11 protein-coding genes are annotated in these 15,175 nt (G+C 68.1%); 1 reads left to right on the top strand and 10 read right to left on the bottom strand.

Features of this window, described 5'->3' with window-relative positions; all coding sequences use genetic code 11:
• Window positions 1-46: 46 nt before the first annotated feature.
• Window positions 47-3,565 carry a DNA polymerase III subunit alpha gene (gene dnaE / locus OXS27_RS08460; protein ID WP_267355462.1) on the bottom strand — a complete coding sequence of 1,173 codons (3,519 nt, stop codon included), beginning with the start codon at window positions 3,563-3,565 and terminating at the stop codon, window positions 47-49.
• 537 nt (window positions 3,566-4,102) lie between these two features.
• On the opposite strand from dnaE, the gene OXS27_RS08455 reads away from it, so the two are divergent.
• Window positions 4,103-5,350 carry a nucleotide disphospho-sugar-binding domain-containing protein gene (locus OXS27_RS08455; protein ID WP_243918829.1) on the top strand — a complete coding sequence of 416 codons (1,248 nt, stop codon included), beginning with the start codon at window positions 4,103-4,105 and terminating at the stop codon, window positions 5,348-5,350.
• A gap of 254 nt (window positions 5,351-5,604) precedes the next feature.
• On the opposite strand, the gene OXS27_RS08450 is transcribed toward OXS27_RS08455, so the two are convergent.
• From OXS27_RS08450 to nuoN, 9 genes are all read right to left on the bottom strand, one after another.
• Window positions 5,605-5,865, bottom strand: a complete 261-nt coding sequence (locus tag OXS27_RS08450; RefSeq protein WP_243918831.1) for a hypothetical protein — start codon at window positions 5,863-5,865, stop codon at window positions 5,605-5,607.
• 324 nt (window positions 5,866-6,189) lie between these two features.
• Window positions 6,190-6,903 (bottom strand): ABC transporter ATP-binding protein, encoded by a 714-nt coding sequence (locus OXS27_RS08445; protein WP_267355461.1) that lies wholly within the window; start codon window positions 6,901-6,903, stop codon window positions 6,190-6,192.
• A gap of 13 nt (window positions 6,904-6,916) precedes the next feature.
• The gene (locus tag OXS27_RS08440) at window positions 6,917-8,221 is read right to left on the bottom strand and encodes a lipoprotein-releasing ABC transporter permease subunit (RefSeq protein WP_243918841.1); all 1,305 of its coding nucleotides are present in this window, start codon (window positions 8,219-8,221) and stop codon (window positions 6,917-6,919) included.
• A 9-nt stretch (window positions 8,222-8,230) separates the two neighbouring features.
• Window positions 8,231-9,556, bottom strand: a complete 1,326-nt coding sequence (proS, locus tag OXS27_RS08435) for a proline--tRNA ligase (protein WP_243918848.1) — start codon at window positions 9,554-9,556, stop codon at window positions 8,231-8,233.
• Between the two features lie 734 nt (window positions 9,557-10,290).
• Window positions 10,291-10,617 (bottom strand): DUF1467 family protein, encoded by a 327-nt coding sequence (locus OXS27_RS08430; protein ID WP_243918851.1) that lies wholly within the window; start codon window positions 10,615-10,617, stop codon window positions 10,291-10,293.
• 4 nt (window positions 10,618-10,621) lie between these two features.
• Window positions 10,622-11,026 carry a methylmalonyl-CoA epimerase gene (gene mce / locus OXS27_RS08425; protein WP_243918853.1) on the bottom strand — a complete coding sequence of 135 codons (405 nt, stop codon included), beginning with the start codon at window positions 11,024-11,026 and terminating at the stop codon, window positions 10,622-10,624.
• Window positions 11,027-11,225: 199 nt separating this feature from the next.
• Complete coding sequence (locus OXS27_RS08420) at window positions 11,226-12,899, bottom strand: ribonuclease J (protein ID WP_267355460.1); 1,674 nt, start codon at window positions 12,897-12,899, stop codon at window positions 11,226-11,228.
• An 18-nt stretch (window positions 12,900-12,917) separates the two neighbouring features.
• Window positions 12,918-13,721 carry a biotin--[acetyl-CoA-carboxylase] ligase gene (locus OXS27_RS08415; RefSeq protein WP_267355459.1) on the bottom strand — a complete coding sequence of 268 codons (804 nt, stop codon included), beginning with the start codon at window positions 13,719-13,721 and terminating at the stop codon, window positions 12,918-12,920.
• A 7-nt stretch (window positions 13,722-13,728) separates the two neighbouring features.
• Complete coding sequence (gene nuoN, locus OXS27_RS08410) at window positions 13,729-15,174, bottom strand: NADH-quinone oxidoreductase subunit NuoN (protein WP_243918871.1); 1,446 nt, start codon at window positions 15,172-15,174, stop codon at window positions 13,729-13,731.
• Window position 15,175 lies beyond the last annotated feature (1 nt).

The following is a 15,175-nucleotide window of genomic DNA, read 5'->3' as shown; positions in this document are numbered from 1 at the left end:
ACAAAGGCAGTACCTTTGACGGGTACCGCCCGGTTTAGGCAGCCCCTCAACTCACCTCCACCTGCACCACCCCCGGCACGGTCCGGAGCTGGCCGGCCAGCGCCGGGCTCGCCTGGAATTTACCGGGCAGCCGGATCTCCACCTCGCGCTCGCCGCCGTCGAGTTTGAGGATCAGCGAGACCTCGCTCTCGCCGCGCATCGATAGCCGCTGCTGCACGGGGGCGACCCCGCGCGGATCGCTCAGATGGATGCGGATCCCCTTCTGGTGGCGGGCCACCGCTTGATCGAGCGGTTCGGCGGTGAGGATCCGGGCGCGCACGTCCTCGCCCTCGAGATTCGCCTGGAGCTGAAGCACCAGCGGCCGTCCCGGCTCCAGGATGTCGCGGTACTGGCCGAGTCCCTCGGAGAAGATGATCGCCTCGAAATGCGCGGTCCGGTCCGACAGGGTGACGATGCCCATCTTGTTGCCGGTCTTGGTCCGCCGCTCCGCCCGGTCGAGCACCGAGGCCGCCACCCGGCCGACGCTTGAGGTTCCGGCCCGCACGGCGCGGCAGAAATCCGTCCAGCTCTGCACCCGCAGCTTGTCGAGCAGGTCGCCATACTCGTCGAGCGGATGGCCCGAGATGAAGAACCCGATCGCCGCGTATTCGCGCTTCAACGTATCGGCCATGGGCCAGATCTCGTGGGGCGGGATGCGCAGGGAGACATCGTCCGCCACCACGCCGCCGAACATGTCGGTGACGCCGGCGGTCTCGGCCTCCACCGCGCTGGCGGCGAGCTTCATCATCGGCTCGACCGCCGCGAAGGCGCGCGCCCGGTCGGGCTCGATGCAGTCGAGCGCGCCGGCCTGGACGAGGCTCTCCAGGGTGCGCTTGTTGATCATCCGCGGGTTCAACCGGCGGGCCAAGCAGGCGAGGTCCTTGAACGGCCGGTCGCCGCGCGCCTCCACCAGCGCCCGCACCGCCTCGCGGCCGACGCCCTTGATGGCGGCGAGCGCATAGTAGATCCGGCCGTCGCGCACCTCGAACACCTCGCCCGAGGTGTTGATCGAGGGCGGCTCGACCACGATCTTCAGCCGCTGCGCGTCCTGACGGAATTCGGCGAGCTTGTCGGTGTTGTCGATGTCGAGGGTCATGGCGGCGGCCAGGAACTCGACCGGATGGTTCGCCTTCAGGTAGGCGGTCTGGTAGGTCAGCAGCGCGTAGGCCGCCGCGTGGCTCTTGTTGAAGCCGTAATCGGCGAACTTGGCGAGCAGGTCGAAGATCTCGTTGGCCTTGGCTTTGTTCAGCCCGCGTTCGGTGCAGCCCTTCAGGAACCGGTCGCGCTGCGCGTCCATCTCGGCGCGGATTTTTTTACCCATCGCGCGCCGGAGCATGTCGGCCTCGCCCAGTGAGTAGCCGGCGAGAACCTTGGCGATCTCCATCACCTGTTCCTGGTAGACGATGATGCCAAAAGTCTCCTTCAGCATCGGCTCCAGCTTGGGATCCGGGTACCAGGACGCCTCGTTGCCGGCATCGCGGCCGAGCTTGCGCTCGCAATAGACCAGGATGTTGGCCATCGGGCCCGGCCGGTAGAGCGCCACCAGGGCGATGATGTCCTCCAGCCGGTCGGCCTGCATCTCGCACAGCGCCTTGCGCATGCCGGCCGATTCCACCTGGAACACGCCGACCGTCTCGCCCCGGCCCATCGGCCCGTAGGTTTTTTCGTCGTCAAGCGGCAAGGCGGCCAGATCGATGTCGATGCCGCGCTTCTTCAGCAGATCGGTGCAGCACCGCAGCATGGTGAGGGTTTTCAGGCCCAAGAAGTCGAACTTCACCAAGCCGGCCTGCTCGACCCATTTCATGTTGAACTGGGTCACCCGCATGCCGGTCTTCGGATCGCGGTAGAGCGGGACCAACTCCTCCAGCGGTCGATCGCCGATCACCACGCCGGCCGCGTGGGTCGAGGCGTGACGGTGCAGACCCTCCAGCTTCTTGGAGATGTCGATCAGCCGGCCGACAACCGGCTCCTCCTCCATGGCCTGCTGGAGCTTGGGCTCGCCCTCGATCGCCTGGGCCAGCGTCACGGGGTTGGCCGGGTTCTGCGGCACGAGCTTGGTCAGTTTGTCGACCTGCCCGTAGGGCATCTCCAGCACGCGGCCGACATCGCGCAGCACACCGCGGGCGAGCAATGTGCCGAAGGTGATGATCTGCCCGACCTGCTGCTCGCCGTAGCGCTGCTGCACGTACTTGATCACCCGCTCGCGGCCCTCGACGCAGAAGTCGATGTCGAAATCCGGCATCGAGACGCGCTCGGGGTTCAGGAAGCGCTCGAACAGCAGGCCGAAGCGCAGCGGGTCGAGGTCGGTGATCAGCAGCGACCACGCGACCAGCGAGCCGGCACCGGAACCGCGGCCCGGACCAACCGGGATGTCGTGGTCCTTGGCCCACTTGATGAAGTCCGAGACGATCAGGAAGTAGCCCGGGAACTTCATCGAGACGATGACGTCGAGCTCGAAGGCGAGGCGCTTGCGGTAATCGTCCTCCGAGAAGCCCGGCGCGGTGCCGTGCTGCTTCAGGCGCAATTCCAGCCCGGCCTCGGCCTGCCGGCGCAGCTCGGTCGGCTCGTCGGCCGCGACCGTCTGCACGCCCGTCTCAGCCGCCTCCGCGAGCGCCTCCGCCATCGGCGGTGTCTCACCCGCCGCGACCTTCGAGAAGTTCGGCAGGATCGGCTTGCGGGTCCGTGCCCGGACGGCGCAGCGCATGGCGATCTCGACGCTGGCCTGGAGCGCGTCCGGCAGGTCGCGGAACAGCTCGCCCATCTCGGCCCGGGTCTTGAAGGCGTGGCTCGGCGTCACCCGACGGCGGCGGTCGTCCGAGACGATGCGGCCCTCGGCAATGGCGAGCAGCGCGTCGTGGGCGTCGTAATCGTCGGGCTTGGCGAAGTAGGGCTCGTTCGTCGCAACGATCCCGAGGCCGTGGCGGCCGGCGAGGTCGAGGAGGGCGGTCTCGATCCGTCCCTCCTCGGGCTGGCCGTGACGCTGAAGTTCGACATAGAGCCGATCCTCCCCGAACGCCTCCTTGAGGCGTTTCAGGCGGGCGAGCGCCAGTTCGGGCCGTCCGGCCCGGAAGGCTGTGTCGAGGGGGCCGGAGGGACCACCGGTGAGCGCGATCAGCCCGTCCGAGCCGCCGACAAGGGCCGTGGCATCCAGGCGGGGCGATTCACCGAGCGCCGTATCGAAATAGGCATGGCTCGCAAGCCGCAGCAGGTTGGCGTAGCCGGTCTCGTCCTGGGCGAGCAGCACGACGCCGTGGCTCGTCGGTGCGTTCCGCTGATGCGGATCCGCCGCTTCGAAGGCGACCGAGAGTTGCACGCCGGCGATCGGCTGCACACCATCGCCCGCCGCCTTCTCGGAGAATTCGAGAGCCCCGAACAGGTTGTTGGTGTCGGTGAGCGCCAGCGCCGGCTGCCGGTCGGCGACCGCAGCCTTGATCACGGCGCCGACCTTCAGCGCGCCTTCGAGCAGGGAGTACGACGAGTGGACGTGGAGGTGGACGAATCCGACCTCCTTGAGCTGTCGTGGCATGACCGACCTTGTTCCGGGGACGCACAGCATCCCCGCTCGGCCTTTCTAAGTCGACGGAACCGGAGCCGGCGCCGGACGATATCCACCGGTCGTGCCCCGGAAGCACCAGTTCGGGCCTCCCCTGTGGACAATCGGCACCAAAGGGCGGATCGCCTGTGCATAACCTGCCCGCGACCGGAACCGGACAGGAAATCGCAGCCGTGGGCTAACGCACCGGTGCCAAGGCTATCGCCCAGGCGCCCACCGCCGCGAATAGCGTTCCGAAGGCCATGAACTCCAGCATTCCGGTCAGGACCAACCGCTTCAGCATCGTCGCGCCTCCGTGTTTCTGGCTGAGTATGTTCATGTTTTGTTCCGAATAAAAGGCCTCCGAGTAACACGTCTGCTAGCGCCTATAGTTATGGTAAAAAGTGTCTTGATGCGGATCGGGCAGGCTGGCATGCCCCGCGCCGAGAACATGCTCGTCATCTGAACGGGGGTTCGAAGGAGCACGCCATTACCGCGCACCAGACGCCCGAGCGATGCGACGTCGCCCTCGTGGCCGTCGGCACTCACGGCGACGTGCTGCCGTTTATCGCCCTGGGGTACGAGCTGACCAAGCGCGGCCATGGCGTCTCGCTGGCGGCGCCGGCTCCGTTCGAGGCGATGGCCCGCCGGGCCGGTCTCGCCTTCGAACCGCTCGGCACGGTGGCGGATTACGAGGCGGTGATCCGCCAACCGGAACTCTGGCACCCGCAGCAGGGCTTCCGGCCCATGTTCGACTTCGCCCTGCAGGTCGCGGAGGCCACCTGCCTGTGGCTCGGGGCAACCCGGGCGCGTGGAGTCGACCTGCGGGTGGTCGCCTCGCCCCTCGGCTGGGGCGCGCGGCTCGCTCAGGATCTCTACGCACTTCCGACCGCCACGCTGCACGTGATGCCGTTCCTGATCGAGAGCCGCTTCGACCCGCCCCGGCTGCCCGGCCTGCCGCTGCCGCGTATCCTGCCGGCGTCGTTGCGGGCCTACGTCAATCTCGGCGTCGATGCCGTCGCGGTCGGCCCGTTCACGCTGCCGCCGCTGAATGCGCTGCGCGCGCGCCTCGGCCTCGATCCGGTCAACCGGCTGCGGCACTGGTGGAACAGCCCGTCGCGCATGCTCCTGATGTTCCCCGACTGGTATGCCGCGCCGCAGCCCGACTGGCCGGCCCAAGCGGTGCAACTCGGCTTCCCGCTGGTCGACCGGTTCGGCGACGTGCCCGCCATGCCGCCGGAGCTCGACGCTTTCCTGGCGGCGGGCGAGCCACCGGTCGTCTTCACCTACGGCTCGGCCATGCGCCAGGGTGCGCCCTTCTTCGACACCGCTGTGCAGGTCTGCCGGCGCATGGGCCGGCGCGGCGTCCTGCTCGCGCCTCAGGGCGGGCAGATCCCGAAGCCCCTGCCGGCGGGGCTCATTCACCTGGCCTACGCGCCGTTGAGCACGCTGCTGCCGCGCAGCGCCGCCCTGGTCCATCACGGCGGCGTCGGGACGGTGGCGCAGGCGTTGGCCGCGGGCATCCCGCAACTCGTGGTCCCGGTGGCCTTCGACCATTTCGACGAGGGCCGGCGGCTCAAGGACAGGAACCTCGGCGCGACGCTCAACCGTCGCGCGTTCCGGCCTGCCCGCGCGGCGCGGGTCCTGAGACGATTGCTCGCCGATCCCACGGTCGCGCGCGCCACGGCGGCCGCCCGGGCGCGGATGGCGGGGGGGCGCAACGCGATCGCCGACGCCTGCGACCAGATCGAGGCGCTGGCTGGCGGGCATGGATCTTGAACGCGGTCTCCACGGAGTGGCCGCCGGCTTTGCGATGAAAAACCTGCGACCGCCCAAGCACCGAAGCCACGTTTCAACAGACCCAAAGCCGGCCGCCGCTTCGGGGAGCAGCCGCCGGCTCCGGGGCGTCATCCCGGGATCACAGGCCCAGCAGCACGCCTGCCGAGCCGACCAGGGTCATGAGGATGCCGCTCACGAAGGCGCCGATCATGACGTAGGAGAGGGGTTTGAGCTTCATCCGTGGCGGCGTCGGATCAGCAGCGGTAGCCGCCGGTGGTCTGGCCGTACTGCTTGATCGGCCGGGTCTGCTGGTCGGCGTTGCCCTCGGCGGCCGAACTCATCGGGCAGCCTTCGTAGAACGGGGCGTCGTGGACGCCGAGGCCGAGCGCGCCGGTGGTCTCGGGCGCGTGGGTGTTGAAGCCGGTCCAGCGGGCCTCGGGGGCGGCCAACGCGGAGGACAGCGGCGCAGCGGCCAGGACAAAAGCGGTGCAGGCGGCGGCAAAGCGATTCTTCATGGACATTTCCCTGATGAAGTGAAGTGGCTCTGGGTCGTCTTTCGCAGTTATGCTTGCGTGATTGCAATATAGTGGCCGAATGCTCTTCAGGACGTGACGCGCCGCACGCGACGCGATGGATTAAAAGACACGGGCATTTCCGCGCGCCGGCGCTGACGGCACGGGCGCTCGCGGCGCTCCGGAACAGCCGCCGATCCGGCCGAACGCGACCCCTCCCCTTCCATACGAGGAGTGAGATGCCCCCGGCCGGATCCGGCAATGTGGGGCGTACAGAGGTCAAAGGGATTGCGCGCGAAAGCGCCTGGGTAGTCCGGGCAATCCGGCTCAGTCGAGCGGCGTGATCAGCCCGTCGCGGATCGTTACCCGGCGGTCCATGCGGGCGGCGAGGTCCAGATTGTGGGTCGCCACCAGGGCGGCGAGGCCCGAGGCGCGGACCAAAGCCATCAGCACCGAGAAGACGTGGCCGGCCGTGCCGGGATCGAGGTTGCCGGTCGGCTCGTCGGCAAGCAGCAGCCGTGGGCCGTTGGCGACCGCACGGGCGATGGCGACGCGCTGCTGCTCGCCCCCCGACAATTCAGCCGGGCGGTGCGGCAGCCGGTCCTTGAGGCCGAGGAAGCTGAGCAGTTCCGTGGCGCGGGCCTTCGCCTCGGCGCTCTTCAGGCCGCGGATGAGCTGCGGCATTACCACGTTCTCCAGCGCCGAGAACTCGGGCAGCAGGTGGTGGAACTGGTAGACGAAGCCCATCTCCTCGCGCCGCAGGCGGGTGCGCTCGGCATCCACCATGGCGGCCGTGGGATGGCCGCCGATATAGACCTCGCCCCCGTCCGGCCGCTCCAGGAGCCCGGCGAGGTGCAGGAGCGTCGACTTGCCGGCGCCGGACGGCGCCACCAGCGCGACCAACTCGCCCGGCCAGATCGCGAGGTCGGCCCCGCGCAGGATCTCCAGGGCGCCCTCGGCCTGGGGATAGCGCCGCTCGACGCGGGAAAAGAACAGGGCCGGCACCGGCGGATCGCCGGCGGGCTGGCTCGTATCGCTCATGGGGTACCGCCCGTCAGCCGTAGCGGAGGGCCTGCACCGGATCGAGCCGGGCGGCGCGCCAAGAGGGATAGAGCGTCGCCGCGAGCGACAGCAGCAGCGCGGTGATCACCACGGCGGTGATCTCCTTCGGGTTCATCTGGGCCGGAATCTCGGCGAGGAAGCGCACGGTCGGATCCCAGGCGCCCGGAAACAGCACGTGCTGAATCGGCTTGATGTTCAGCGTGATCAGGACGCCGAGTGCCAGCCCGCCGAGTGTCCCGACGATGCCGATCAACGCGCCGTTGATCAGGAAGACCCGCATGATCGTGCCCGGCGTCGCCCCCATCGTGCGCAGGATCGCGATGTCGCTCGACTTGTCGCGCACCAGCAGGATCAGACCGGAGACGATATTGAGCGTCGCCACCACCACGATCAGGCTGAGGATCAGGAACATCACGTTGCGCTCGACCTCGAGCGCCCCGAAGAAGGTCCGGTTGCGCTGGCGCCAGTCGGTCAGCAGGATCGGGCGCTCGGCCGCCATCTCCAGGGGCTCGCGCATGTCGCCGACATGGTCGGGTTCGTCGACGTAGATCTCGATCATGCTGACGTCGCCGTCCTTGTTGAAGAACGCCTGGGCCTCGGTCAGCGGCATGAACACGAAGGTCTGGTCGAACTCGGTCATCCCGACCTCGAACACCGCCTTGACGGTGTAGCTCTTGGTTCGCGGTGCCGTGCCGAACGGTGTCGAAGAGCCCTTCGGCGTCACCAGCGTGATCGTATCCCCGGCCTGCAACCCGAGCGTGTCGGCAAGCCGCCGACCGATCAGCACGCCGGTGCCGTCGTCGAACCCCTCCAGGGTGCCACCGCGGATCGAGGCCGAGACCGCCGCGAGCGCGTCGAGATCGGCCGCCCGCACGCCGCGGATGATGACGCCGGAGCCGCCATACTGCGACGAGGCGAAGGCCTGCCCCTCGACCAGCGGCACCGCGGCACGCACGCCCGCGACCTTGGAGAGGCGCTCCGACAGGTCGGTCCAGTCGTTGAACGGCCGGTCGATCGGCGTCGCGAACAGGTGGCCGTTGATGCCGACGATCTTGGACAGCAGCTCCGCGCGAAACCCGTTCATCACCGAAAGCACGATGATCAGCGTGGCGACGCCCAGCGCGATACCCAGCACCGAGAAGAACGCCACCACCGAGACGCCGCCGCCCCGGCGGCGGGCGCGCAGATACCGGCCGGCGAGGATCCACTCGAAGGGCGCGAAGGGTGCCGTGCCCGTGCCCTGGCGGAACGCAGCCGCGAAGCCTTTTACCCGGTCCAGCGCCGCTGATGCCGCCATCGGCACGGCTCAGACGCGCCGAATGCGTGCCAGCAGATCGACGATGGCGAGGCTCTCGCGCTCACCCCCGGCGCGCCGCTTGAGCTCGACCTTGCCCTCGGCCAGGCTTTTCGGGCCGACGATCACCTGCCAGGGCAGGCCGATCAGGTCGGCGGTGGCGAACTTGGCGCCGGGCCGCTCGTCGCGATCATCATAGAGCACCGACAGGCCGGCATTCTCCAGATCCGACTGGATCTGCGCGCAGGCGCCGTCGGTGGCGGCATCGCCGGTCTTGAGGTTGATCAGCGCCACGTCGAACGGCGCGACCGAGTCCGGCCAGATGATCCCGGCCTCGTCGTGGCTCGCCTCGATGATCGCCGCCACCAGCCGGCTCGGGCCGATGCCATAGGAGCCCATATGGACAGGGCGCTCGATCCCGTCCGGCCCGGCGACCTTGGCGCCCATCGGCTCGGAATACTTGGTGCCGAAATAGAAGATGTGTCCGACTTCGATGCCGCGGGCCGCCAGCTGGCTCTCCTCGGCCACCTCGGCGAAGGCCTCCTTCTCGTGCATCTCCTCGGTGGCGGCGTAGTGCGAGGTCCAGGCATCGACGATGCCCTGGAGGCCGGCGATATCCTCGAAATCGACGGTTTCCGGCGGGATGTCGAAATCGAGATAGGCTTTGTCGCAGAAGACCTCGCTCTCGCCGGTCTTGGCCAGGATGATGAACTCGTGGGACAGGTCGCCGCCGATCGGTCCTGTATCGGCGCGCATCGGGATCGCCTTCAGGCCGAGGCCCGCGAAGGTGCGCAGGTACGCCACGAACATGCGGTTGTAGGCATGGCGGGCACCCGCCTGATCGAAATCGAACGAATAGGCGTCCTTCATCAGGAACTCGCGCGAGCGCATCGTGCCGAAGCGCGGCCGCACCTCGTCGCGGAACTTCCACGAAATCTGGTAGAGGTTCTTGGGCAGGTCCTTGTAGGAGCGCACGCTCGCCCGGAAAATCTCGGTGACCATCTCCTCGGCGGTGGGGCCGTAGAGCATCTCGCGATCGTGTCGGTCCTTCAGGCGCAGCATCTCCTTGCCGTAGGCGTCATAGCGGCCGGATTCCCGCCACAGCTCGGCCGATTGCACCGTCGGCATCAGGATTTCGATGGCGCCGGCGCGATCCTGCTCCCGACGGACCACCGCGCAGACGCGCTCCAGAACCCGCAGGCCGAGCGGCAACCACGCGTAGATGCCGGCCGATTCCTGGCGGACCAGGCCGGCACGCAGCATCAGCCGGTGCGAGACGATCTCGGCTTCCTTGGGCGTCTCGCGCAAGGTTGGCATGAAGTAGCGGGAGAGACGCATGTCGCCAAAGTCTTGGAAAGGGGGCCGGCCGGGAGGAGCCGCGGCGCGTCGGCACACAACACGTGGGAGCCGCAAATTACAAGCACTGCGCGACCACGACGCGGCGTAATCGCGGCGAAGCCGTGGCACGGGCCTCTCTGCGGAGCGGCAATGCCCGATGGGAGAGCGGTCTGCCTATTTGCCGGCAAGAAAGCGCAGTTTTTTCTCGCAGACCCGGTGACAACACGAATTGTTGTTCCTATAAGCGACCGGCGATGTTTGCGATGCCCGGAAGAGGCGGCGCAAGGTCCGAGTCTCGGGAGGAAAAACGGCCGCCCCGCAAGCAATGCGGAGGATATTCAAGGCCGAGCCATCTTAAGCTTGAAAGCAAGGCCTCGGGCCTTGCTTTTTTTATGCGCGCTCCGGGCTCGCGGCGGGGTGGCCGTTGTGAGCAGCGATGATTGCGCGGAGAACGGGCGGTGCCGCCGGATTTATGCGCGGCGTCGGCAAGCCCTCAACCCGTCACGGTTGTTTCGCACGGCAAGCTTGGCCTGGATCGGCCCGGGTGAGCCCGCCATGCACTTAGAAATCCGCTGGGCCAACACCCTCTGGGCTGAGGATCTCCGTAGCGAAGCCGACCCAGACGATCGCCGAGGCGGATCGGACTTATCCGTCGGCTGCCGAGGTCTCCGCGGCGGCCCTGGCCTTCGCCCATCTGGTGGGGCCGTCTTCCGGCACCCTGTTCTGAGACCGCGCTAAAGCCCGGTCAGCGGGAAGATCGCCAGCGCGAGCAGGAAGGCCGCCCCGGCCACCAGCGTTGTCCAGATCGCCTTCTCGCGCAGCCGCGGGCGTGCGGGCGCACCGGGATCCTGCCCCGGTACCACATGGGTCGGCCGCGTCTCCGGCTGGTTGCGCAGCGGCAGGACCGCGAAGAGCAGCGTCCACCACACCACGAAGTAGAGGGCGATCGCGCCCCCCACGGTCAGCTTGAACAGACCAACCCCCGCCGCCACGAAGGCGGCGACCAGCACCGTGATCACGCCGAGTGTGATCGGCGTCGAGCGGGCTAGGGCGGACATCATCGGTTCACACCTGTTCCAGCTCGACCAGGGTGCCCAAAAAGTCCTTCGGGTGGAGGAACAGGACCGGCTTACCATGGGCGCCGATCCGCGGCTCACCAGTGCCGAGCACGCGGGCGCCCTGCGCCTTCAGCGTGTCGCGGGCCGCCAGGATGTCGTCGACCTCGTAGCAGACATGGTGGACGCCGCCGCCGGGATTGCGGTCCACGAAGGACGCGATCGGCGAATTCTCGCCGAGCGGGGCCATCAACTCGACCTTGCTGTTGGGCAACTCCACGAACACGACGGTGACCCCGTGCTCCGGCTGCGGCAGAGGCGGCGTGACCGTGGCGCCGAGCGTATTGCGGTAGATCGCACAGGCGGCGTCGAGATCCCGCACGGCGATGGCCACATGGTTGAGACGGCCGATCATGGTTGTATCCTCCCCGGCGTGCTCGCTCCCTATCCGGAAGCATTGTTCATTCGTTGGCAGGGCTCAGCCACCGTGTGGGGGCGACATGCACCCTCTCCCGCACGGGAGAGGGGACTTGAGCCTCGCCCGGCAGCCAATCAGCAAGATCAGCCGGCGCAAGTCGCTACAGACTATGACGACTTGAGATCAGCAGCCAGTCTCAAACTTCCACAACCTGCACGTGGCAGGCCGGCTTCTTGCCCCAGACCTCGTTGACCGCGGTGCGCACGGCCCGGTCGACCGCCTTCTCGACGCCCTCCGAGTCCTTGAGCTTGCCCCGCGACAGGCCCGCCAAGCTGCGCGAGACCGCATCCACGATGGTCTCGATCAGTGGGTCGCCGGAGCGTCCGCGGTTCGGCAGGCCGATGATGTCGACCGCCGGCTCGCCGAGCACGACGCCGTCCTCGTCGATGGCGATCGCCACCGAGACAAGGCCCGCCTGCATCAGCTTGCGCCGCTCGGGGATCGCCCGGTCCTTCTCGTCGATCAGGACGTCGCCGTCCTTGAACAGGCGGCCGACCTTCACGTGGTCGATCACCGCGGGCGTGCCAGGGCTGAGGCGGATCAGGCTGCCGTTGCGGGCCTTGACGACGTTCTGCACGCCCTGCGCGCGGGCAAAGCGGGCATGCTCGTCGAGGTGAAGTGCCTCGCCGTGGACCGGGATCGCGGTGCCGGGGCGGGTCCACTTGTACATCTCGACCATCTCGTCCCGGCGGGGGTGGCCCGAGACGTGGACGAGGGCGCTGCGGTCGGTGATCACCTCGACGCCCTGCTCGATCAGGTCGTTGATGATCGACCCGACATCGCGCTCGTTGCCGGGGATGGCGCGCGATGAAAAGATCACCTGATCGCCTGCGGCGAGGCTGATATCCGGATGGTCGCGGCGGGAGACCCGGGCCAAGGCCGCCCGCGGCTCGCCCTGGGAGCCGGTGAGCAGGGCCACGACCCGCTCGCGGGGCAGGCTCTTCCAGGAATCGGCGCGGCGGAACTCGGGCAGGCCGTCGAGATAGCCGCACTCGCGCGCGACATCGATCACCCGGTCCATGGCCCGGCCGACCGCCACGATCTCGCGGCCACAGGCCACAGCCGCCTCGGCGACGGCACGGATGCGGGCGACGTTCGATGCGAAGGTGGTTACCGCGACCCGGTGGGGCGCCTCGGCGATCAGGCTCTTGAGGGTTGCGGCGACCTCGCGCTCGCTCGGGGAAAAGCCCTCGCGGACCACGTTGGTGGAGTCGCAGACCAGCGCCAGGATGCCCTCGTCGCCGAGCGCCGTGAAGGCCTCCGGCGAGGTGATCTCACCGGCCACCGGCGTCGGATCGATCTTCCAATCACCGGTATGGACCACGAGACCCGCCGCCGTACGGATCGCGATGGCGTTCGACTCCGGGATTGAGTGCGAGACCGGGACGTATTCGAGCTCGAACGGCCCGACGGTGATGCGCCGGCCAGGCTTGACCTCGCGCAGGTCGACCTTCGGGGCACCCGGATCCGAGAGGCGGCGGGTCTCCAGCAGGTTCTTGGCGAAGCGCGTCGCGTAGACCGGCGCCTTGACGCGCGACCACAGCTCGGAGATCGCCCCGATATGGTCCTCGTGCGCGTGAGTGATGAAGATCCCGAGCAGGTCCTTGCGCCGTTCCTCGATGAACGAGAGGTCTGGGAACATCAGGTCGACGCCCGGCATGTTCTCCTCGCCGGCGAAGCCCATGCCGCAATCGACCATGATCCATTTCCGGCCCTTCTCCGGCCCGAAGCCGTAGAGCGCCGCATTCATTCCGATCTCGCCCACGCCGCCGAGCGGCAGGAAGACCAGCTCCTCCTGTCCCATTGCCATCTGTATCGTCGTCCAAACTCAGGCCGCCGTCGCGGCCGTTCCGAAATGCACCTCGCCCGCCGTCACGGTATGCCGGTTCCCATCGGGGGCGAGGATCACGAGCCGCCCCCCCTCGTCGATCGTCTCGAACACGCCCTGCAGGATGTGTCCGCCGCTGTGCACCGCGATCTCCGATCCGAGACCGGCGGCCCGCGCCAGCCAATCGGCGCGCAGGGCAGCGAAATTCCGTCCCCGGTCCCAGGCCCGCGCGCGCGCGGCCATCCGGTCCGAGAGGTGTTCCAGTAGCGCCTCCGCGCCGCCGGCGTAACCCGTCGCCGCCAAGCTTGTTGCCGGCAACCCGTCCGGGGCCGCCGCGACGTTGACGCCGAAGCCGACCACGACGGCCCGCCGGCCACCCGGCAGCGTCTCCGCCTCCAGCAAGAGGCCGGCCAGCTTCGCTCCGCCTAGCAGCACGTCATTCGGCCATTTTAGCTCCAGAGATCGGGCGGCGATGCCGGAAGCGGTATCCGGCAGGGTGCCGCAGGCCGCCTCCAGTGCCTCAATCAGCGCGAGGCCCGCCACGAAGCCCAACTCGGCGAGGTGCTCAGGCGCGACCCCGGCCACCGGCCAGAGCACGCTCGCCGCGAGGTTGCCCGGCAGGGACGCCCAGCTGTTGCCCCGGCGGCCTCGCCCCGCCTCCTGGCGATGCGTCGCGACCCAGAGCGGCCCGGTCTCGCCGGCGCGCGCCTGCGCCATCGCCTCCGTGTTGGTGGAGCCGAGGGTCTCGTGGACGTGCAGGCGGTGGCCCTGGCTGCGCGCCTTGGGTCCGAGTCGATAGGGCAAGGCCGTCCTAGAACAGCGACTTGGCGGCCCGCCCCGCGGCACCGACAAGCGGCCCTGGTAGCAGGAAGAACAGCACCACCACCACGCTCGACAAGGCGAGCACCACGCGCAGGCCCGGGGCCATCGCCTCGTAGGGCTCCTTCGGCTCGTCGAAATACATGATCTTGACCAGCCGCAGGTAGTAGTAGGCGCCGACCACGCTGGTCACCACGCCGATCACCGCCAGCGTCACGAGGCCGGCCTTGATGGCGGCGGCGAAGACGTAGAACTTCGCGAAGAACCCAGCGAGCGGCGGGATGCCGGCCAGCGAGAACATCATCGCGGCGAGGCAGAAGGCCAGCCACGGATGCGTGCGCGACAGGCCCGACAGATCCTCGATCTTCTCGAACATCACGTCCCGACGCCGGAGCGACAGGATGATCGCGAAAGTGCCGAGCGTCATTGCGAGGTAGATGATCATGTAGGTGACGAGCCCGCTGATCCCCTCCTCCGAGCCGCAGGCCAGCCCGATCAGCGCGTAGCCTACATTGGCGATCGACGAGTAGGCCATCAGGCGCTTGATCGAGCTCTGGCCGATCGCCGCGAAGGAGCCGAGCGCCATCGACGCCACAGCGACGAAGATGAAGATCTGCTGCCAGATCGCCGTCACGTCCGGCATGGCGCCGATGAAGACCCGCACGGTCATCGAGACCGCCGCCATCTTCGGCGCGGTGGCAAAGAAGGCGGTCACCGGAGTGGGCGAGCCCTCGTAGACGTCGGGCGTCCACATGTGGAACGGAACCGCCGACATCTTGAAGCACACGCCCGCAGCCAGGAACACGATGCCGAGCACGATGCCCAAGCCCGCATTCTCGTTCAGCGCCGAGACGATGCCGGGGAACGAGACCGTGCCGGTGAAGCCGTAGACCAGCGAGGCGCCGTAGAGCAGCATGCCGGAGGAGAGCGCGCCAAGGACGAAGTACTTGAGGCCGGCCTCGGTGGATTTGATGTCGTCCCGGTGGAAGGCGGCGATCACGTAGGCGGCGAGCGATTGCAGCTCCAGACCGAGATAGAGCGCGATCAGGTCGTTGGCCGAGACCATCACCATCATGCCGATGGTGCAGAGTACGATCAGCACCGGGAACTCGAACCGGTCGATGCGCTCGCGCTTGAAGAAGTCGTGCGCCAGCAGGATCGTCGCCGAGGAGCCGAGCAGCACCAGCGACTTCATCACCTTGGAGAAGGAATCCGAGACGAACGCCCCCGACAGGGTCGTTATCCGTCCGTTCACCGGCTGGGAGATCACCACCGAGAGGGCGACGAGGAGCAGCACCAGGGCGCCGACGCTCACGGCCTCGGCGGAGCGGTCGCCGCGCCACGCGCCGTAGAGGATCAGGAGCAGAACGCCGATGCCGAGGATCAGCTCGGGAAGAAGCGGCGCCAGCGAGGGCAGGACGGAGTGGACGGTGGTCATC

The organism is Methylobacterium sp. GC_Met_3 (assembly GCF_026540775.1).
Taxonomy (GTDB): domain Bacteria; phylum Pseudomonadota; class Alphaproteobacteria; order Rhizobiales; family Beijerinckiaceae; genus Methylobacterium.
The sequence above is the reverse complement of the archived record's forward strand: the minus strand, read 5'-3'. Positions and strand labels throughout refer to the sequence as shown.